The 20625-nt window shown below is 57.9% G+C and carries 20 protein-coding genes; 15 read left to right on the forward strand and 5 right to left on the reverse strand.

Going from position 1 to position 20625, the window contains the following annotated elements:
• Positions 1-67 precede the first annotated feature (67 nt).
• Both zntA and AM329_RS19725 read right to left on the reverse strand, forming a co-directional pair.
• Positions 68-2239, reverse strand: coding sequence for a Zn(II)/Cd(II)/Pb(II) translocating P-type ATPase ZntA (gene zntA, locus AM329_RS19720; RefSeq protein WP_032608066.1), 2172 nt, complete (start codon positions 2237-2239; stop codon positions 68-70).
• Between the two features lie 76 nt (positions 2240-2315).
• Positions 2316-2942 (reverse strand): lysoplasmalogenase, encoded by a 627-nt coding sequence (locus tag AM329_RS19725; RefSeq protein WP_003861515.1) that lies wholly within the window; start codon positions 2940-2942, stop codon positions 2316-2318.
• A gap of 129 nt (positions 2943-3071) precedes the next feature.
• On the opposite strand from AM329_RS19725, the gene AM329_RS19730 reads away from it, so the two are divergent.
• Positions 3072-3428 (forward strand): DUF2500 domain-containing protein, encoded by a 357-nt coding sequence (locus tag AM329_RS19730; RefSeq protein WP_003861518.1) that lies wholly within the window; start codon positions 3072-3074, stop codon positions 3426-3428.
• Positions 3429-3488: 60 nt separating this feature from the next.
• Here AM329_RS19730 and AM329_RS19735 read toward each other — a convergent pair whose 3' ends face one another.
• On the reverse strand, positions 3489-3770 hold the full coding sequence (locus AM329_RS19735; RefSeq protein ID WP_022649670.1) for a DUF1145 family protein: 282 nt from the start codon (positions 3768-3770) through the stop codon (positions 3489-3491).
• On the reverse strand, positions 3754-4356 hold the full coding sequence (gene rsmD, locus AM329_RS19740; protein ID WP_003861523.1) for a 16S rRNA (guanine(966)-N(2))-methyltransferase: 603 nt from the start codon (positions 4354-4356) through the stop codon (positions 3754-3756). Before rsmD ends, AM329_RS19735 begins: the two co-directional genes overlap by 17 nt.
• 127 nt (positions 4357-4483) lie before the next feature.
• On the opposite strand from rsmD, the gene ftsY reads away from it, so the two are divergent.
• The 6 genes from ftsY (at position 4484) to livJ (ending at position 11468) form a co-directional block, all read left to right on the forward strand.
• The gene (gene ftsY, locus AM329_RS19745) at positions 4484-5944 is read left to right on the forward strand and encodes a signal recognition particle-docking protein FtsY (protein ID WP_022651969.1); all 1461 of its coding nucleotides are present in this window, start codon (positions 4484-4486) and stop codon (positions 5942-5944) included.
• Positions 5945-5946: 2 nt separating this feature from the next.
• The gene (gene ftsE, locus AM329_RS19750) at positions 5947-6612 is read left to right on the forward strand and encodes a cell division ATP-binding protein FtsE (RefSeq protein ID WP_006812284.1); all 666 of its coding nucleotides are present in this window, start codon (positions 5947-5949) and stop codon (positions 6610-6612) included.
• Positions 6605-7660, forward strand: coding sequence for a permease-like cell division protein FtsX (gene ftsX, locus AM329_RS19755; protein ID WP_003861527.1), 1056 nt, complete (start codon positions 6605-6607; stop codon positions 7658-7660). Before ftsE ends, ftsX begins: the two co-directional genes overlap by 8 nt.
• A gap of 250 nt (positions 7661-7910) precedes the next feature.
• Positions 7911-8768: an RNA polymerase sigma factor RpoH gene (gene rpoH, locus AM329_RS19765; RefSeq protein ID WP_000159624.1), complete on the forward strand. Its 858-nt coding sequence runs from the start codon at positions 7911-7913 to the stop codon at positions 8766-8768.
• 136 nt (positions 8769-8904) lie between these two features.
• A complete protein-coding gene (locus AM329_RS19770; protein WP_032608065.1) occupies positions 8905-10170 on the forward strand; it encodes a 4-aminobutyrate--2-oxoglutarate transaminase in 1266 nt (421 codons plus the stop codon).
• Between the two features lie 197 nt (positions 10171-10367).
• A complete protein-coding gene (gene livJ, locus AM329_RS19775) occupies positions 10368-11468 on the forward strand; it encodes a branched chain amino acid ABC transporter substrate-binding protein LivJ (RefSeq protein ID WP_003861530.1) in 1101 nt (366 codons plus the stop codon).
• 117 nt (positions 11469-11585) lie between these two features.
• Here the strand turns inward: livJ and panM are convergent, their stop codons facing one another.
• Positions 11586-11969 carry an aspartate 1-decarboxylase autocleavage activator PanM gene (gene panM, locus AM329_RS19780; protein WP_023314973.1) on the reverse strand — a complete coding sequence of 128 codons (384 nt, stop codon included), beginning with the start codon at positions 11967-11969 and terminating at the stop codon, positions 11586-11588.
• Positions 11970-12393: 424 nt separating this feature from the next.
• On the opposite strand from panM, the gene livK reads away from it, so the two are divergent.
• The 8 genes from livK to ugpE all read left to right on the forward strand — a co-directional run bounded on the left by livK (position 12394) and on the right by ugpE (position 20625).
• Entirely contained in the window at positions 12394-13503 is a 1110-nt protein-coding gene (gene livK, locus AM329_RS19795; RefSeq protein ID WP_003861537.1) for a high-affinity branched-chain amino acid ABC transporter substrate-binding protein LivK, read from the forward strand.
• 46 nt (positions 13504-13549) lie between these two features.
• On the forward strand, positions 13550-14476 hold the full coding sequence (gene livH, locus AM329_RS19800; RefSeq protein ID WP_003861540.1) for a high-affinity branched-chain amino acid ABC transporter permease LivH: 927 nt from the start codon (positions 13550-13552) through the stop codon (positions 14474-14476).
• Positions 14473-15750, forward strand: coding sequence for a high-affinity branched-chain amino acid ABC transporter permease LivM (locus AM329_RS19805; RefSeq protein ID WP_003861542.1), 1278 nt, complete (start codon positions 14473-14475; stop codon positions 15748-15750). Before livH ends, AM329_RS19805 begins: the two co-directional genes overlap by 4 nt.
• On the forward strand, positions 15747-16511 hold the full coding sequence (gene livG / locus AM329_RS19810; protein ID WP_003861544.1) for a high-affinity branched-chain amino acid ABC transporter ATP-binding protein LivG: 765 nt from the start codon (positions 15747-15749) through the stop codon (positions 16509-16511). The genes AM329_RS19805 and livG overlap by 4 nt, the downstream gene beginning before the upstream one ends.
• Before the next feature lies 1 nt (position 16512).
• Positions 16513-17226 (forward strand): high-affinity branched-chain amino acid ABC transporter ATP-binding protein LivF, encoded by a 714-nt coding sequence (gene livF, locus AM329_RS19815; RefSeq protein ID WP_022651964.1) that lies wholly within the window; start codon positions 16513-16515, stop codon positions 17224-17226.
• A gap of 250 nt (positions 17227-17476) precedes the next feature.
• Positions 17477-18793: a sn-glycerol-3-phosphate ABC transporter substrate-binding protein UgpB gene (gene ugpB, locus AM329_RS19820; protein ID WP_032608060.1), complete on the forward strand. Its 1317-nt coding sequence runs from the start codon at positions 17477-17479 to the stop codon at positions 18791-18793.
• A gap of 102 nt (positions 18794-18895) precedes the next feature.
• Entirely contained in the window at positions 18896-19783 is an 888-nt protein-coding gene (ugpA, locus tag AM329_RS19825; RefSeq protein WP_003861551.1) for a sn-glycerol-3-phosphate ABC transporter permease UgpA, read from the forward strand.
• Entirely contained in the window at positions 19780-20625 is an 846-nt protein-coding gene (ugpE, locus tag AM329_RS19830; RefSeq protein WP_023314971.1) for a sn-glycerol-3-phosphate ABC transporter permease UgpE, read from the forward strand. Before ugpA ends, ugpE begins: the two co-directional genes overlap by 4 nt.

Raw genomic sequence — 20625 nt, forward strand, 5'->3', positions numbered from 1 at the left:
CCCCGGCCCTCTCCCGCAGGGAGAGGGGGCAAACACGAGAAACGGCAACCCGGTTGCCGTTTCACTTTTACCTTTGGCGCAACAGCCGCAACGCGTTCGCCGTAACCAGCACCGTCGCCCCCGTATCCGCCAGTACCGCCAGCCACAGTCCGGTCATGCCGAGCAGCGTGGTGACCAGGAAAATCCCCTTCAGACCCAGCGCAATGCCGATGTTCTGCCGAATATTGGCGCGCGTCGCCCGCGCAAGATCTATCATCTGCGCCAGCCCGGTCAGGCGGTTGTGCGTCAGCGCCGCGTCGGCGGTCTCCAGCGCCACGTCGGTGCCGCTGCCCATCGCAATGCCGATGGTGGAAGCTTTCATTGCCGGGGCATCGTTTATCCCGTCCCCGACCATCGCCAGCGGGGCGTTACTTTTCAGCTCGGTTACCGCGCTGACTTTATCCGCAGGCAGCAATCCGGCCTTAAACGCCAGCCCCAGCTCACCGGCAATCGCCGCCGCCGCGCGCGGATTATCGCCGGTCAGGATCACGCCCTGTACTCCCAGCCTGTGCAGCGCGTCGACGGCGTCTTTCGCATCGTCGCGCAGGGTGTCGCGCAGCGCCAGCATGCCCATCGGTACACCGTCCTGCATCACGGCAACGACCGTCTGCCCGGCCTGCTCCAGCGCCTCAACCTGTGGAGTAGAGCGCGAGTCCGCCGCGGCAATCAGCACTTTTTTGCCTTCGACCACAGCCTCAATCCCTGACCCGACCAGCGCTCGCTGGGCGGTTGCCGGAGGGATGTTCAGCCCGCGCGACTGCGCTTCTCGCACAATCGCCTGCGCCAGCGGGTGAGTGGAGCCTTGCTCCACGGCGGCGGCCAGCGTCAGCAGATCGTCTTCACTGACATCCTGCGGATACACGCCGGTTACCTGCGGCTTGCCGACCGTCAGCGTGCCGGTTTTGTCGAAGGCGATGTGCTGAATCTGGCTCAGTTGTTCCAGCGCCGCGCCGCCCTTAATCAACGCCCCGCGACGTGCCGCTGCCGCCAGCCCTGAGGTAATCGCCGCCGGGGTGGAGATCACCAGTGCACACGGACAGCCTATCAGCAGCAGCGTCAGCCCTTTGTAAATCCAGCCCTCCCACGGCGCGCCGAAGCACAGCGGCGGGACGACGGTGACCAGCAGCGCCACCAGCATGATGGCGGGGGTGTAAATCCGGCTGAAGCGATCGATAAAGCGTTCTACCGGCGCGCGGCGCTCCTCGGCCTCTTCAATCAGCCTGAGGATGCGGTCGATGGCGCTGTCGCCCGGTTCGGAAAGGACCGTCAACTGCACCAGTCGGTCGACGCTGGTGGCGCCCGCAGGCACCTTTTCACCCGCCGCGCGCGCTACCGGGATGGATTCCCCGGTCAGGGCACTTTCGTCAAAACTTGCGGTGGCAGTAACGAGGGCCCCATCGGCTGGCAGGCGTCCGCCTGCGGGCACTTCAATCACGTCGCCCGGGCGCAGGGTGTTGATGGCGACCGTTTCACGCTGACCATCAATAACCCGCGTGGCGGTTTCCGGCTTCAGCGCCATCAGCGCGCTCACCCCTTTACGCGCCCGGCTCGCCGCCCAGCCCTCAAGGCGTTCGCCAATTAAGAACAGCAGCAGCACCATCGCCGCTTCCGCCGTCGCGCCAATAAACAGCGCCCCGATAGCCGCCACGCTCATCAGCGTTTCGATGGCAAACCAGCTGCCGCTTCTCATCAGACGCAGTGCCTGACGCGCAATCGGGAACAGGCCAACCAGCGTGGTGGCGATAAACGCCAGGTTGCCGAATGGGTGGTTGATCTGCTCCAGCCCCCAGCTCAGGGCCATCATGATGATGAGGGTGATAAGGGGCAGATTTTCTTTTAGCGGGGACGTTTTTTCTGCGGGCGCCGTTTCGCTGCGCAGGGTATAACCCGCTTTGCTGACGGCGGCTTCAACCTGTCTGCTGACGTCGTTTTCGGCGCTGACCAGCAGCTTTTCGGTAGCGAACAGCACCTGAACGTGATTCACGCCTGGCACCTGCTTCACCGCGTTTTCCACTTTGCGAGCGCAGGCCGCGCAGTCCATGCCGTTGACCACCCAGCTGTAGTGATTGCCGCTTCCAAGCAGCGCTTCGGTCCGGGTTTCGCACGCGCCCTCGCAGCAGCAGTCCTCTTTTGGCGGAACCGGGCTGAGCTTAAGTGCCAAGAATTGGGGAACTTTTTTAGGTGTTTCTGGAGTCGACATGGCAGTCTCCGGTAATGATAATTTTCTCATTAACCGCAGCATACACTCTGGAGTCGACTCCAGAGTCAAGCGTTATTTAGATATACAGCGAACGCACAATCAGGAAGTGTCCGGCAAAGTAACAGGCGGCGGAAATCGCATTATCCGCACGGAAGCGGCGGCGATAGTGGCTGCCCAGCCAGACGATATTACCCAACAGCAACAGTGCGGCACCGAAGAACGCAGACATTGCCGGAGCGGTCGGACGGAAGAACCACAGCTCGCCCGCCAGCCACACCATCACCAGCGTCATAGCGATAAACGTACAGACCGGGAGACGCATCTCTTCCAGACGCGACCAGATCACCGCGATCAGCAGGGCGCCAATCACCAGCAGCACCAGCGGCAGCGGCCAGAAGAAGGAGAGCGTCATCTGGCTGGCAAAGTAGATGGTATAGAGCAGATGTGACAGGAAGAACGCCCCCACGGCGTACAGCAGGCGCTGACGCGGCAGCAAGGTTAAGGCATCGCCAATCAGGGAAGCACACAGCCCCGCGAGGACAAGATAGCTAACGGCGTTAAACATCGGGGCCTGCCAGGCAAGCAACAGCAGGAGTAATAGCGTGACGGGTTTAAATAACCAGCGCTGCCAGGCTGGGCCACGGTAGGACGCATCGACGTAAAGCCATGCGGAAAAACAGACAGCGATAAATGACCAAAGCATATTAACTCCCTGTAACTGTTGAGGCTGAATGATCAGTTCCTGATCCAGTGTAGTGACGCGAGCGGGCGTTTGGCAATGCCGGGGCAGGCGAGGTATCCTGAATTCCGCATAATCTGATGGGATTTTTCAATGAGCAAGATGCCGCTGTTTTTCATTATCGTAGTGGCGATTATCGTCATTGCTGCCTCGTTTCGCTTCGTGCAGCAGCGCCGTGAGAAGGCCGACAATGACGCCGCGCCGCTGATGCAAAAGCGCGTGGTGGTGACGAACAAGCGTGAGAAGCCGCTTAACGACCGCCGCTCCCGCCAGCAGCAGGTGACGCCTGCGGGCACAACGATGCGCTATGAAGCGAGCTTTAAGCCGGAAACCGGCGGGCTGGAGATGACCTTCCGCCTGGAGGCGCAGCAGTACCATCAGCTGACGGTGGGAGAGAAAGGCACGCTGAGCTATAAAGGGTCGCGTTTTGTAGGTTTTAGGGCTGAATAATGCGCGATCGGTCCCCTCTCCCAGTGGGAGAGGGTTAGGGTGAGGGCATCACACCGCACCTTACTTCTTCACCTGCGCCTTAAACTTCTTCATCCACACCAGCAGCTCAAATACGCCGAAAATAAACACCCGCAGCTGCTGCCAGCCGGTCATCGGTGGGCTATCTTTCGGCAGTCCGTTTTTCAGCATCACCATCTGTAAGGCATGCATGAACGCGGTAAAAATCAGCGCCACGTTAATGAAGATATTCAGCGGACGCGGGAACGGGTGCACCAGATTCAAAATCAAAAATGCCCAGACGCCCAGCATCAGCAAGCGCCCTACGTTAATCAGTACTGGCATCGGATCCTCCTTGTGCCTGACGGTGATACAGACGATAAGCCACCTGGCCGGCGACCTTCTCGCGGTGCAGATCCCAGTGAACGGGAACGGGCGGCAGACCATTTTCCACTTCGCTTTCAACGTAAATCAGCGCGTCATCCGCAAGCCAACCATTTTGCTCCAGCAGGGATAGCGTCTCTTCCAGCAGCCCTTTACGGAACGGCGGGTCAACAAACACCACGTTGTACGGCGTCCCCTGTTGGGCGAGGAAGCTCAGCGTGTTGGTATTCACCACTTTGGCGTTGGTTGCCTTCAGCGTAGCCAAATTTTGCTGCAACGTCTGCGCGACGCCGCGCTCCATCTCCAGCAGCGTGGCGCTGGCAGCATAGCGCGACAGCGCTTCCAGCCCTAATGCACCGCTTCCGGCGAAGCAGTCCAGGCAGTTGGCGTCTACCATAGACGGGGCGAGCCAGTTAAACAGCGTCTCGCGAACGCGGTCCGTGGTGGGGCGTAAACCGGGGCTGTCCGGCACCGGTAATTTCCGGCCTCGCCACTGACCGCCGATAATGCGAATTTGACCGGCCGGGGCGCGGGTGGGTTTCTTCATCTCAGGAAAGCTCTGTTAACCATTGCCCTGCGATTGCGGGCGGTGATGTCAATTAAGTAAAGTGTTAGACTATTTCATCATTTTTTTAGCTTCCCTGTATATAGCGCCGCGAGGAGTGTAGTCGCAGATGGCAAAACAAAAAAAACGTGGCTTCTTTTCCTGGTTGGGTTTCGGTGAAAAAGAGCAAGAAACAGAACAGAAAACCGAAGAACAGCAGGTTGTAGAAGAGCAGTCACAGCCTGAAACGCCTGTCGAAACCGCTGCGGTTGTCGAAGCGGAAGAGCCAGCGCACAGCAAAGAAGAGATTGAATCCTTTGCTGAAGAGGTGGTTGAGGTCACTGAGCAGGTTCAGGAGAGCGAGAAGCCAGAGCCGGTTATCGTTGAAACCCTTACCGAAGCGCCGCAGGCCGCTATCGAACACGAAGCGCTGCCGCTGCCCGAAGAGGTTAAAGCTGAAGAGGTTTCTGCCGAAGAGTGGCTGGCCGAAGCGGAAACCGTTGAAATTGTTGAGGCGGTGGAAGAAGAAGCGGTCCTTGAGCCAGAGCTGACCGACGAAGAGCTGGAAGCCCAGGCGCTGGCGGCGGAAGCGGCTGAAGAAGCGGTCATCGTCGTACCGGTGGAAGAGCAGGCCGAAGAAGAGATCGTTCAGGAGCAGGAAAAACCGACAAAAGAAGGTTTCTTCGCGCGCCTGAAGCGCAGCCTGCTCAAAACCAAAGAAAACTTAGGTTCCGGATTTATCAGTCTTTTCCGCGGCAAAAAGATCGACGACGATCTGTTTGAAGAGCTGGAAGAGCAGTTGCTGATTGCGGACGTGGGCGTGGAAACTACCCGTAAGATCATCGCCAACCTGACCGAAGGGGCGAGCCGCAAACAGCTGCGCGACGCCGAGGCGCTGTACGGCCTGCTGAAAGACGAGATGGGTGAAATTCTCGCAAAAGTTGACGAACCGCTTAATATTGAAGGCAAAATGCCGTTTGTTATCCTGATGGTTGGCGTCAACGGCGTGGGTAAAACCACCACCATCGGCAAGCTGGCGCGCCAGTTTGAGCAGCAGGGCAAATCGGTGATGCTGGCGGCGGGCGATACCTTCCGTGCGGCAGCGGTGGAACAGCTCCAGGTGTGGGGCCAGCGCAACAATATTCCGGTCATTGCTCAGCACACCGGCGCGGATTCCGCGTCCGTGATTTTCGATGCCATCCAGGCGGCGAAGTCGCGTAACGTGGACGTGCTGATTGCGGATACCGCGGGGCGTTTGCAGAACAAATCGCACCTGATGGAAGAGCTGAAGAAAATCGTTCGCGTCATGAAGAAGCTGGACGAAGATGCACCGCATGAAATTATGCTGACTATCGACGCCAGCACCGGACAGAACGCCATCAGCCAGGCGAAGCTGTTCCATGAAGCGGTAGGACTGACCGGGATCACGCTGACCAAGCTGGACGGCACCGCGAAAGGCGGGGTGATCTTCTCCGTGGCCGACCAGTTCGGCATTCCTATCCGTTACATCGGTGTGGGCGAGCGTATTGAGGATTTACGTCCGTTTAAAGCGGACGACTTTATTGAGGCACTATTTGCCCGAGAGGACTAACAATGATTCGCTTTGAACACGTCAGCAAGGCCTATCTCGGCGGGAGACAAGCGCTACAGGGGGTGACATTCCACCTCCAGCCAGGCGAGATGGCATTCCTGACCGGCCATTCCGGCGCGGGGAAAAGTACCCTGCTCAAGCTGATCTGTGGGATCGAGCGGCCAAGCGCCGGTAAAATCTGGTTCAGCGGCCATGAAATTAGCCGTCTTAAGAACCGTGAAGTGCCGTTCCTGCGTCGTCAGATTGGCATGATTTTTCAGGATCACCACCTGCTGATGGATCGCACGGTTTTCGATAACGTCGCGATCCCGCTGATTATTGCCGGCGCCAGTTACGATGATATCCGCCGTCGCGTTTCGGCGGCGCTGGATAAGGTCGGGCTGCTGGACAAAGCGAAGAACTTCCCGATCCAGCTCTCCGGCGGTGAGCAGCAGCGCGTGGGTATCGCCCGTGCGGTGGTGAACAAGCCTGCCGTTTTGCTGGCGGATGAACCGACCGGTAACCTGGACGATGCCCTCTCTGAAGGGATCCTGCGTCTGTTTGAGGAATTTAACCGCGTGGGGGTCACGGTACTGATGGCGACGCACGACATGGGGCTGATCTCCCGCCGTTCGTACCGCATGCTGACCCTGAGCGACGGGCATTTGCACGGAGGCCACGGTGAATAAGCGTGATGCAATGAACCAGATTCGGCAGTTCAGCAACCGGTTTGACCGTTTCCGCAAGCCTCAGGGCGGTGGTGACGGCAATCGCAATGCGCCTAAGCGTGCCAAAGCGACACCGAAACCGAACTCCCGCAAAACCAACGTCTTTAACGAGCAGGTGCGGTATGCCTTCCAGGGCGCGTTGCAGGATCTGAAAAGCAAACCGCTGGCGACGTTCCTGACGGTGATGGTGATTGCCATCTCCCTGACGCTGCCCAGCGTCTGCTACATGGTTTACAAAAACGTAAACCAGGCGGCGTCCCAGTACTATCCGTCGCCGCAGATCACCGTTTATCTGGATAAAGCCCTCGACGATAACGCGGCGGCTCAGGTGGTGGGGCAGATTCAGGCCGAGCAGGGCGTGGAGAAGGTGAACTATCTTTCCCGCGATGAAGCGCTGGGTGAGTTCCGCAACTGGTCCGGATTCGGCGGCGCGCTGGATATGCTTGAAGAGAACCCGCTGCCCGCGGTGGCGGTGGTGATCCCGAAACTCGATTTCCAGGGCACGGATTCGCTCAACACCCTGCGCGACCGCATTACCCGCATTAACGGGATTGATGAAGTGCGCATGGACGACAGCTGGTTTGCCCGTCTTGCCGCCCTGACCGGGCTGGTAGGACGCGTGTCGGCGATGATCGGCGTGCTGATGGTGGCGGCGGTGTTCCTCGTCATCGGTAACAGCGTGCGCCTGAGCATCTTCGCCCGTCGCGATACCATCAACGTGCAGAAACTGATTGGCGCAACGGATGGTTTCATCCTCCGCCCGTTCCTTTACGGCGGCGCGTTATTAGGTTTTTCTGGTGCATTTCTTTCATTGATATTGTCAGAAATTTTGGTGATGCGGCTGTCGTCAGCAGTCACCGAGGTGGCGCAGGTTTTCGGAACTAAGTTTGATATCAGTGGTTTAGGTTTCGATGAGTGCCTGCTGTTACTGCTGGTGTGCTCCATGATCGGCTGGGTGGCGGCATGGCTGGCAACGGTTCAACATTTACGCCACTTTACTCCCGACTAATAAAAGCGTGATATAATCTTTCCCTGCACCGAGATGTTCGCTTGCAGGGAAAGCGTCCCTGTTGTCTCTTCCCCTGTAATCATCTTCATGTCACATTTTGTGCGTAATTTATTCACTGTTCCACCTGGAACTTGTGGATAAAATCACTGTCTGATAAAAGAGTGAATGCTAATCTCGTTGCTCAAACGCTTTGGCATGGTTGTTGCCTGACGGGGACAACCTGGACCAGAAGAAACATTGAGAGGAATGAATGACCAAAGAAATGCAAACTTTAGCTTTAGCCCCTGTTGGTAACCTGGAATCTTACATCCGGGCTGCGAACACCTGGCCGATGTTAACGGCTGAGGAAGAAAAGGAGCTTGCTGAAAAGCTGCATTACCAGGGCGATCTGGAAGCAGCTAAAACGCTGATCCTGTCTCACCTGCGCTTTGTTGTTCACGTTGCTCGTAATTATGCGGGCTACGGCCTGCCGCAGGCGGACCTGATTCAGGAAGGTAATATTGGCCTGATGAAGGCGGTACGTCGCTTTAACCCGGAAGTGGGTGTGCGACTCGTCTCCTTCGCCGTGCACTGGATCAAAGCGGAAATTCACGAATACGTCCTGCGTAACTGGCGTATTGTGAAAGTCGCCACGACGAAAGCGCAGCGCAAACTGTTCTTCAACCTGCGTAAAACCAAGCAGCGTCTGGGCTGGTTCAATCAGGATGAAGTGGAAATGGTGGCGCGCGAGCTGGGCGTTTCCAGCAAAGACGTCCGCGAGATGGAATCCCGTATGGCCGCTCAGGACATGACGTTTGATATGTCTGCCGACGATGACGCGTCCGACAGCCAGCCGATGGCCCCGGTTCTGTATCTACAGGATAAAACCTCTAACTTTGCTGACGGCATTGAAGAGGATAACTGGGAAGACCAGGCGGCGAACAAGCTGACCTTCGCGATGGAAGGCCTAGACGAGCGTAGCCAGGATATCATCCGTGCCCGCTGGCTGGACGAAGATAACAAGTCCACGTTGCAGGAACTGGCCGACCGCTACGGCGTCTCCGCTGAACGTGTGCGTCAGCTTGAAAAGAACGCCATGAAAAAACTTCGCGCCGCTATCGAAGCGTAATTTTCGCGAAGTACACCGAGAACCCCTGGATGAGAGTCTGGGGGTTTTGTTTTTTTAGCGCCCGCTCTGGCGAATTCCCTGCCCCTGGCAAACACTTACTGATGCGCTAAGCAGGCGACTTTCAGAGGGTGACAGGGTGAAAAATAACGAACTGAACGACCGGCGTTTACAGGCGACGCCGCGCGGTATCGGCGTCATGTGTAACTTCTATGCCGATAAAGCCGAAAACGCCACGGTGTGGGACGTGGAAGGTAACGAGTATATTGATTTTGCCGCCGGGATCGCCGTGCTGAATACCGGGCATCGCCATCCTAAAGTTATCGCCGCCGTCGAAAAACAGCTTCACGCCTTTACCCATACCGCTTATCAAATCGTCCCTTATGAAGGCTATGTATCGCTTGCCGAGCGCATCAACCAGCGCGTACCCATAGAGGGGCCAGCCAAAACCGCCTTCTTCTCAACGGGGGCGGAAGCGGTCGAAAACGCGGTGAAAATCGCCCGCGCGTACACCAGACGTTCCGGCCTTATCACCTTCGGCGGCGCGTTCCACGGCCGTACCTTTATGACCATGGCGCTGACCGGCAAAGTGGCGCCCTATAAGCTCGGCTTCGGCCCGTTCCCCGGCTCGGTGTACCACGCGCAATTCCCTAACAGCCTGCACGGCGTCAGTACCGCCGAAGCGTTAAAAAGCCTGGAGCGCATCTTCAAAGCCGATATCGCGCCCGATCAGGTGGCGGCAATCATTATTGAACCGGTTCAGGGCGAGGGCGGATTCAACGTCGCGCCCGCTGATTTTATGCAGGCGCTGCGTGCCCTGTGCGATACCCACGGGATTTTACTGATTGCCGACGAAGTGCAAACCGGCTTCGCCCGTACCGGCAAGCTGTTCTCCATGGAAAACCACTGCGTGAAGCCCGATCTGATCACTATGGCGAAAAGCCTGGCGGGCGGGATGCCGCTCTCTGCCGTCTCTGGCCGGGCGGAGGTAATGGATGCGCCGGCCCCGGGCGGACTTGGCGGAACCTACGCAGGTAACCCGCTGGCGATTGCGGCGGCCCATGCGGTGCTGGATGTGATTGACGAGGACGATCTCTGCACCCGCGCGGCGCATCTCGGGCATCATCTGGTCGAGGTGCTGAATAAAGCGAAGGATGGCTGTCCGTATATCGCCGATATCCGTGGGCAGGGGTCGATGGTGGCGGTGGAATTTACCGATCCGCACACCGGACAGCCGTCGCCGGAATTTACCCGTCAGGTTCAGGAGCGCGCGTTGAACGAAGGGCTGCTGCTTTTGAGCTGCGGCGTTTACGGCAACGTTATTCGCTTCCTCTACCCACTCACCATCTCCGAAGCGCAGTTTCGTAAAGCGCTGGATATTATTTCCGCCTCGCTGACACGATAAAGCCAAAAGCCCGGCTGAAATGAAGGCCGGGATTATCATATTTTCATTTCAAATTAGCTATTCCAAAATCATAAAAATGGGGTATGTTTTAGCAGAGTATGCTGAAAAAGCGCGAACAGCACGCCTATAACTGAAATAAAGCGCTACACAACAACATCACAACAATCGTTATAACCATAATAATGGGGAATCTCAGGATGAACATGAAGGGTAAAGCGTTACTGGCAGGATGTATCGCGTTGGCATTCAGCGCCATGGCGCAGGCCGATATTAAAGTGGCCGTGGTGGGCGCAATGTCCGGTCCGGTAGCACAGTACGGCGACCAGGAATTTACGGGCGCGGAACAGGCGGTTGCAGACATTAATGCTAAGGGCGGCATCAAGGGCGAAAAGCTGCAAATCGTAAAATATGACGATGCCTGTGACCCGAAACAGGCGGTCGCGGTGGCGAACAAAGTGGTAAACGACGGGATCAAATACGTTATTGGTCACCTGTGCTCCTCTTCCACCCAGCCCGCGTCTGACATCTACGAAGACGAAGGCATTCTGATGATCACGCCGGCCGCGACGGCGCCAGAGCTGACCGCGCGCGGCTATAAGCTGATCCTGCGTACCACCGGTCTGGACTCCGATCAGGGGCCAACCGCCGCGAAATACATCGTGGAAAAAGTGAAGCCGCAGCGCATCGCGATTGTTCATGACAAACAGCAGTACGGCGAAGGCCTGGCCCGTGCGGTGCAGGATAACCTGAAAAAAGCGAACGCCAACGTGGTGTTCTTTGACGGTATCACCGCCGGTGAGAAAGACTTCTCGACCCTGGTCGCGCGTCTGAAGAAGGAAAATATCGATTTCGTTTACTACGGCGGCTACCACCCGGAAATGGGGCAGATCCTGCGTCAGGCGCGTGCGGCGGGTCTGAAGACGCAGTTCATGGGGCCAGAAGGTGTCGCGAACGTTTCCCTGTCTAACATCGCGGGTGAATCCGCTGAAGGTCTGCTGGTGACCAAGCCGAAGAACTACGACCAGGTGCCTGCGAACAAACCTGTTGTCGATGCCATCAAGGCGAAGAAACAGGATCCAAGCGGTGCGTTCGTCTGGACCACCTACGCAGCGTTGCAGTCTCTGCAAGCGGGCCTGAACCAGTCAGCCGATCCGGCGGAGATTGCCACCTGGCTGAAAGCGAACTCGGTGGAAACCGTGATGGGACCGCTGTCCTGGGATGAGAAGGGCGACCTGAAGGGCTTCGAGTTCGGCGTGTTTGACTGGCATGCCAATGGCACTGCTACTGATGCCAAATAATGCTGGTGCGGGTTGATGCCCTCACCCTAACCCTCTCCCACGGGGAGAGGGGATTACCCGGTTTTCTCCCTCTCCCTTAGGGAGAGGGCCGGGGTGAGGGTATCAGGCCGCACAGATCTAGCGCTTCTCCCACCCGTTCGACTGCGCCGTAAACCCTAACGCCTGCATAAACGCTGCCATCACGCCGCGATCCTCCACGCCCACGTCGGCCATCCACCAGGAGGTTACGCTCGGGTTTTCGCGGATCACCTCTTCAATCAAATACTGCCCGACCCCGCGACGACGGGTCACGTCGCGCACGCGCAGGGAGTCCAGCGCCCCTTCCGTGCCGCTCAGCGTTACGCGGACGGCGGCCAGCAGACGTTCATTAAAACGCGCGGCATAGATGCGGTGGTTTTCATCGACGGCCAGCGATGAAGGGGAATATTCCGGCCAGATCTTGCCCAGGTCGATATGATCCTGGTCGCTAAAGGTCACCAGACGCACGATAGTCAGTTTCATTAGCTGCTTGTCCAAATCAAAAAGAGTAGGGCCAGTGTACTCAATTTATTTGCTCAGGCGCTTTCTCTTTTTCTTCCCATTTACCAGGTGATTAGTTTTTTGACAGCGTAATGCGCAGTTTGAAAACACATGGATCGAAAAATAAGCAGAATTTTAACCTGAAGGGCAGTGATTTATTCGGCGCTTTGTACCGTTATTTTATGCTGCCAACTGCGCTTTTATTTGTTTATCTCCGCCTGATTTCAGAATATTATCTTTGCTTAATCGCCTGAAAAATAGAGATATTAGTCTGGTTTTTGACAAAAAACTGCGCTAAACCATTAAAGGCACTGGTAAAAATAGCGTTGTTCATTAAAAGTACAGAATGCTTTTTAACCATAATAAAACAAAATATAAACACGACATCACGAATGGGGATTCAGAGATGAAAAGGAACGCGAAGACGTTAATCGCGGGGATGGTCGCACTGTCGATCTCGCATGCCGCTATGGCAGACGACATTAAAGTTGCGGTAGTGGGGGCGATGTCCGGCCCTGTTGCCCAGTGGGGTGACATGGAGTTCAACGGCGCGCGTCAGGCCATCAAAGATATCAACGCCAAAGGCGGGATCAAAGGCGACAAGCTGGTGGGCGTGGAGTATGACGACGCCTGCGATCCAAAACAGGCCGTCGCGGTCGCCAACAAAATTGTTAACGACGGTATCCAGTACGTCATAGGGCACCTGTGTTCCTCTTCCACGCAGCCTGCGTCTGATATCTACGAAGACGAAGGCATTCTGATGATCACCCCGGGCGCCACCAACCCGGAACTGACCCAGCGCGGCTACCAGCACATCATGCGTACCGCCGGTCTGGACTCCTCTCAGGGGCCAACCGCCGCCAAATACATCCTCGAAACCGTTAAGCCGCAGCGTATCGCCATCATTCATGATAAACAGCAGTACGGCGAAGGCCTGGCGCGTTCCGTACAGGACGGCCTGAAAAAAGGCGGGGCGAACATCGTCTTCTTCGACGGCATTACCGCCGGTGAAAAAGACTTCTCCGCGCTGATCGCCCGCCTGCAAAAAGAGAATATCGACTTCGTTTACTACGGCGGCTACTACCCGGAAATGGGGCAGATGCTGCGCCAGGCGCGCGCCACCGGCCTGAAAACCCAGTTCATGGGGCCAGAGGGCGTGGGCAATGCCTCCCTGTCCAACATCGCGGGGGATTCTGCCGAAGGCATGCTGGTGACGATGCCAAAACGCTATGACCAGGATCCGGCGAATAAGGTTATCGTGGATGCGCTCAAGGCGCAGAAGAAAGATCCAAGTGGTCCGTACGTCTGGATCACCTACGCGGCCGTGCAGTCTCTGGCCACCGCGCTGGACCGTACCGGCAGCAAAGAACCGCTGGATCTGGTGAAAGATTTAAAAGCGCACGGGGCGAACACCGTGATTGGGCCGCTGAACTGGGATGAGAAAGGCGATCTGAAGGGATTTGAATTTGGTGTCTTTAAGTGGCACGCCGACGGTTCGTCCTCGGTCGCCAGATAATCATCCCACCGCCCGGCTCACCGGGCGGGTATAAAAAGGTTTGCATATGTCCGAGCAGTTTCTCTACTTTTTGCAGCAGATGTTTAACGGCGTCACGCTGGGAAGCACCTACGCGCTGATCGCCATCGGCTACACGATGGTTTACGGCATTATCGGCATGATTAACTTCGCCCACGGCGAGGTGTACATGATCGGTAGCTACGTCTCCTTTATGATCATCGCCGCGCTGATGATGATGGGCATCGACAGCAGCTGGCTGCTGGTGGCCGCAGGGTTTGTCGGCGCGATTGTGATCGCCAGCGCCTACGGCTGGAGTATCGAACGGGTAGCCTACCGACCGGTGCGCAGCTCCAAGCGCCTGATCGCGCTGATCTCCGCCATCGGGATGTCCATTTTCCTGCAAAACTACGTCAGCCTGACTGAAGGTTCACGCGACGTGGCGCTGCCAAGCCTGTTTAACGGCCAGTGGATTGTGGGGGCCAGCGAAAACTTCTCCGCCTCTGTCACCACCATGCAGCTGGTAATCTGGGTTGTGACCTTTATTGCGATGCTGGCCCTGACCCTGTTCATCCGCTACTCCCGCATGGGACGCGCCTGCCGCGCCTGCGCGGAAGATCTGAAGATGGCGAGCCTGCTCGGGATCAACACCGACCGCGTGATTGCCCTGACCTTCGTGATCGGCGCAGCGATGGCGGCGGTGGCTGGCGTGTTGCTCGGTCAGTTCTACGGCGTAATCAACCCGTACATCGGTTTTATGGCCGGGATGAAAGCCTTCACCGCAGCGGTACTGGGCGGCATCGGCAGCATTCCGGGCGCGATGATCGGCGGCCTGATTTTGGGCGTGGCCGAAGCGCTCTCCTCTGCGTATCTGAGCACCGAATATAAAGATGTGGTGTCGTTTGCCCTGCTGATTCTGGTTCTGCTGGTGATGCCTACCGGTATTCTGGGCCGTCCGGAGGTAGAGAAAGTATGAAACCGATGCATTTTGCGATGGCGCTGCTCTCTGCCGCCATGTTCTTCGTCCTGGCGGGCGTCTTTATGGGCGTCCAGTTAGGGCTGGACGGCACGAAGCTGGTGGTGGATACCGCCCCCGACATCCGCTGGCAGTGGGTGTTTATCGGCACCGCTGTGGTGTTCCTGTTCCAGCTGCTGCGTCCGCTGTTCCAGAAGACGCTGAAAAACGTCTCCGGGCCGAAATTCGTCCTGCCGGCGATCGACGGTACAACCGTGAAACAGAAGCTGTTCCTTGTGGCGCTGCTGGTGGCTGCCGTGGCGTGGCCGTTTATGGTATCGCGCGGGACGGTGGATATTGCCACCCTGACCATGATCTACGTGATTCTGGGGCTGGGTCTGAACGTGGTGGTGGGGCTGTCTGGCCTGCTGGTGCTGGGCTACGGCGGGTTCTACGCCATCGGCGCGTACACCTTCGCGCTGCTGAACCACTATTACGGCCTCGGCTTCTGGACCTGTCTGCCGCTTGCGGGGCTGGTCTCTGCCGCGGCGGGCTTCCTGCTCGGCTTCCCGGTGCTGCGCCTGCGCGGTGACTACCTGGCGATTGTGACCTTAGGCTTCGGCGAAATCGTCCGTATCCTGCTGCTCAACAATACCGAGGTGACCGGCGGTCCGAACGGCATCAGCCAGATCCCGAAACCGACCTTCTTCGGCCTGGAGTTCAGCCGTACCGCCCGCGAAGGCGGCTGGGATACCTTCAGCAACTTCTTTGGCATCAAATACGATCCGTCCGACCGCGTGATCTGGCTCTATCTGGTGGCGCTGCTGCTGGTGGTGATTACGCTGTTTGTGATCAACCGTCTGCTGCGCATGCCGCTGGGTCGCGCGTGGGAAGCGCTGCGCGAAGATGAGATCGCCTGCCGCTCCCTGGGCCTGAACCCGACCCGCATCAAGCTGACCGCATTTACCATCAGCGCCGCGTTTGCCGGTTTCGCCGGAACGCTGTTTGCCGCGCGTCAGGGCTTCGTCAGCCCGGAATCGTTCACCTTTGCCGAATCGGCCTTCGTGCTGGCGATTGTGGTGCTCGGCGGAATGGGCTCGCAGTTCGCCGTGATCCTCGCGGCTATCCTGCTGGTGGTCTCCCGCGAGCTGATGCGCGACTTTAACGAATACAGTATGTTAATGCTGGGTGGTTTGATGGTGCTGATGATGATCTGGCGTCCGCAGGGTCTCCTGCCGATGACCCGTCCACAGTTGAAGCTGAAACGCACACAGGCGAAAGGAGAGCAGGCATGAAGCCTTTATTATCCGTTAACGGCCTGATGATGCGTTTTGGCGGCCTGCTGGCGGTCAACAATGTGAATCTGGATCTGCACAAGAAAGAGATTGTCTCCCTGATTGGCCCGAACGGCGCGGGAAAAACCACGGTCTTCAACTGCCTGACCGGCTTCTACAAGCCGACGGGCGGCACCATCATGCTGCGCGATCAGCATCTTGAAGGGCTGCCGGGCCAGCAGATTGCCCGCATGGGCGTGGTGCGTACCTTCCAGCACGTGCGTCTGTTCCGCGAGATGACGGTGATTGAGAACCTGCTGGTGGCGCAACATCAGCAGCTGAAAACCGGCCTCTTCTCCGGCCTGCTGAAAACCCCGGCCTTCCGCCGCACGCAGGAAGAGGCGCTCGATCGCGCCGCGACCTGGCTCGACCGTATCGGCCTGCTCCAGCACGCCAACCGTCAGGCGAGCAACCTCGCTTACGGGGATCAGCGTCGCCTTGAGATCGTGCGCTGCATGGTGACCCAGCCGGAGATCCTGATGCTCGACGAACCAGCGGCAGGTCTCAATCCGAAAGAGACCAAAGAGCTGGACGAGCTGATTGCCGAGCTGCGCGACCATCACGACACCACCATCCTGCTGATTGAGCATGACATGAAGCTGGTGATGGGCATTTCGGACCGTATCTACGTGGTAAACCAGGGCACGCCGCTGGCAAACGGCACGCCGGAAGAGATCCGCAACAACCCGGACGTGATCCGCGCATACCTTGGTGAGGCATAAGATGGAAAAAGCGATGTTAACGTTCGACAAGGTCAACGCGCACTACGGCAAAATTCAGGCGCTGCACGATGTCAGCCTGCATATCAATCAGGGCGAAATCGTCACCCTGATTGGGGCTAACGGCGCGGGCAAAACCACGCTGCTCGGCACCCTGTGCGGCGACCCGCGCGCCACCAGCGGGCGGATTGTGTTTGATGGTAAAGACATTACCGACTGGCAGACCGCCAGAATCATGCGTGAAGCGGTGGCGATTGTCCCGGAAGGGCGTCGTGTATTCTCCCGCATGACGGTGGAAGAGAATCTGGCGATGGGCGGTTTCTTCGCCCACCGGGATGAATACCAGACCCGCATCAAGTGGGTGTACGAACTCTTCCCGCGCCTGTGGGAGCGTCGTATTCAGCGCGCGGGCACCATGTCCGGCGGCGAGCAACAGATGCTGGCGATTGGCCGCGCGCTGATGAGCCAGCCGCGTCTGCTGTTGCTGGATGAACCGTCGCTCGGTCTTGCGCCCATCATCATCCAGCAGATTTTCGACACCATTGAGCAGCTGCGCAAAGAGGGGATGACCATCTTCCTCGTCGAACAGAACGCCAACCAGGCGCTGAAGCTCGCTGACCGCGGCTATGTGCTGGAGAACGGGCGCGTGGTGCTCTCCGATACCGGCGATGCGCTGCTGGCGAACGAAGCGGTGCGGAGCGCGTACCTGGGCGGATAGGTAAAAGCAAAAAGGCAACGCAAATTGCCTTTTTAGTGTTTTCTCCCTCTCCCTTTGGGAGAGGGCCGGGGTGAGGGCACCAGACCGCACCCAACATCTAAACCCCTTCACACAACCATCATCCCTCTGACGCCTGGCTGTCACCTGTCTGTAAACAAACAGTTATTTTTCTGTCATTCGAGCATGTCATGTTACCTCGCGAGCATAAAACGCGTGATATCGCGCATCCGGCACAATAAGAGAGATGACAATGACATCGTTACGACACACAGCTTTGGGTCTGGCACTGGGTCTGGCTTTTGCGACGAACGCAATAGCTGTGACGACCATTCCGTTCTGGCATTCCATGGAAGGGGAGTTGGGTAAAGAGGTTGACTCCCTGGCGCAACGTTTCAACGACACCCACCCGGATTACAAAATTGTGCCGGTGTACAAAGGCAACTACGAGCAGAGCCTGAGCGCGGGCATCGCCGCCTTCCGTACCGGTAACGCGCCTGCGCTGTTACAGGTTTATGAAGTGGGCACCGCGACCATGATGGCCTCCAAAGCCATCAAGCCGGTGTACGAGGTGTTCAAAGAGGCGGGCATTAACTTTGACGAGTCCCAGTTCGTGCCAACCGTGGCGGGATACTACACGGATTCCAAAAGCGGGCATCTGCTGTCCCAGCCGTTTAACAGCTCCACGCCGGTGCTGTACTACAACAAAGACGCCTTCAGGAAAGCCGGTTTAGATCCGGAGCAGCCGCCAAAAACCTGGCAGGACCTGGCCGAATACACCGCGAAGCTGAAAGCGGCGGGGATGAAGTGCGGCTACGCCAGCGGCTGGCAGGGCTGGATCCAGATTGAAAACTTCAGCGCCTGGCACGGCCTGCCGGTGGCCACCAAAAACAACGGCTTCGACGGTACCGACGCGGTGCTGGAGTTCAACAAGCCGGAGCAGGTGAAGCACATCGCGCTGCTGGAAGCACTCAATAAGAAGGGCGACTTCAGCTACTTCGGGCGTAAAGACGAATCCACCGAGAAGTTCTACAACGGCGACTGCGCCATTACCACCGCCTCATCTGGCTCGCTGGCAGACATCCGTCACTACGCCAAATTCAATTACGGCGTGGGCATGATGCCGTACGACGCTGACGTCAAAGGCGCGCCGCAGAATGCCATCATCGGCGGGGCAAGCCTGTGGGTGATGCAGGGTAAAGACAACGGCACCTACAAAGGCGTGGCCGAGTTCCTCGACTTCCTGGCGAAGCCGGAAAACGCCGCCGAGTGGCACCAGAAGACCGGCTACCTGCCGATCACCAAAGCCGCGTACGACCTGACCCGCGAGCAGGGCTTCTACAGCAAGAACCCGGGCGCGGATATCGCGACGCGTCAGATGCTGAACAAGCCGCCGTTGCCGTTCACCAAAGGCCTGCGTCTGGGCAACATGCCGCAGATCCGCACCATCGTCGATGAAGAGCTGGAAAGCGTGTGGACCGGGAAGAAAACGCCACAGCAGGCGCTGGATTCCGCGGTAGAGCGCGGGAATCAGCTGCTGCGCCGCTTTGAGCAGTCGACGAAGTCTTAATCTTTTTGCCCTCACCCTAACCCTCTCCCAAAGGGAGAGGGAACATATCCCCCTCCCTTTGGGAGAGGGACGGGGTGAGGGGAAACCAACCTGAGCTAACCTATGTCATCATCCCGTCCGGTGTTCCGTTCCCGCTGGCTGCCGTACCTGCTGGTCGCGCCGCAGCTGGTCATCACCGTCATCTTCTTTATCTGGCCTGCGGGCGAAGCGCTGTGGTACTCGGTACAAAGCGTCGATCCGTTCGGGCTTTCCAGCCAGTTTGTCGGGCTGGACAACTTTACCGCGCTGTTCCACGACAGCTACTACCTGGATTCCTTCTGGACGACGATCAAATTCAGCGCGCTGGTCACCGTCAGCGGTCTTGTCGCGTCGCTGTTTTTCGCCGCGCTGGTGGATTACGTAGTACGGGGCAGCCGTCTGTATCAGACCCTGATGCTGCTGCCCTACGCCGTGGCTCCCGCCGTGGCCGCCGTGCTGTGGATCTTCCTGTTTAACCCGGGCCGCGGGCTGATTACCCACTTCCTGGGTGAGTTTGGCTATGACTGGAACCACGCCCAGAATAGCGGTCAGGCGATGTTCCTGGTGGTGTTCGCCTCGGTGTGGAAGCAGATCAGCTATAACTTCCTGTTTTTCTTTGCCGCGCTACAGTCTATCCCGCGTTCGCTGGTGGAGGCCGCCGCCATCGACGGCGCAGGGCCGGTGCGCCGCTTCTTCCGGCTGTCGCTGCCGCTGATCGCCCCGGTGAGTTTCTTCCTGCTGGTGGTGAACCTGGTGTACGCCTTCTTCGACACCTTCCCGGTGATCGACGCCGCCACCGCGGGCGGCCCGGTGCAGGCAACCACCACGCTGATTTACAAGATCTACCGCGAGGGCTTTGCCGGGCTTGATCTCTCAGCCTCTGCTGCACAGTCGGTCGTGCTGATGTTCCTCGTCATCATCCTCACGGTGGTGCAGTTCCGCTATGTCGAAAGTAAGGTGCGCTACCAATGATTGAGAACCGTCGCGGGCTGACGATTTTCAGCCATACCCTGCTAATCCTGGGCATCCTCGTCATCCTGTTCCCACTGTACGTGGCCTTTGTCGCCGCCACGCTGGACACCAAAGCGGTGTTCGACACGCCAATGACGCTGATCCCAGGCACGCATCTTTTCGAGAACATGAAGACTATCTGGACGCAGGGCGTGGGCGCTAACAGCGCGCCGTTCTGGCTGATGATGCTCAACAGTTTCATCATGGCGTTCGGCATCACCGTCGGCAAAATCACCGTGTCGATGCTTTCGGCCTTCGCCATCGTCTGGTTCCGCTTTCCGTTGCGTAACCTGTTTTTCTGGATGATTTTCATTACCCTGATGCTGCCGGTGGAGGTGCGTATCTTCCCGACGGTGGAGGTGATCGCCAACCTGAAGATGCTCGACAGCTACGCGGGCTTAACCCTGCCGCTGATGGCCTCGGCGACCGCCACCTTCCTGTTCCGCCAGTTCTTTATGACCCTGCCGGATGAGCTGATTGAAGCCGCGCGCATCGACGGGGCCTCGCCGATGCGCTTCTTCCGCGACATCGTGCTGCCGCTGTCGAAAACCAATCTCGCGGCGCTGTTTGTGATCACCTTTATCTACGGCTGGAACCAGTATCTGTGGCCGCTGCTGATCGTTCAGGACGTCAACCTCGGCACCGCCGTGGCAGGCATCAAAGGCATGATCGCCACCGGCGAAGGCACCACCCTCTGGAACCAGGTGATGGCGGCGATGCTGCTCACCCTTATCCCACCCGTAGTCATTGTTTTAGCCATGCAGCGCGCGTTTGTCCGCGGCCTGGTCGATAGCGAGAAATAA

The organism is Enterobacter cloacae complex sp. AR_0002, assembly GCF_001922365.1.
Lineage (GTDB): Bacteria > Pseudomonadota > Gammaproteobacteria > Enterobacterales > Enterobacteriaceae > Enterobacter > Enterobacter hormaechei_C.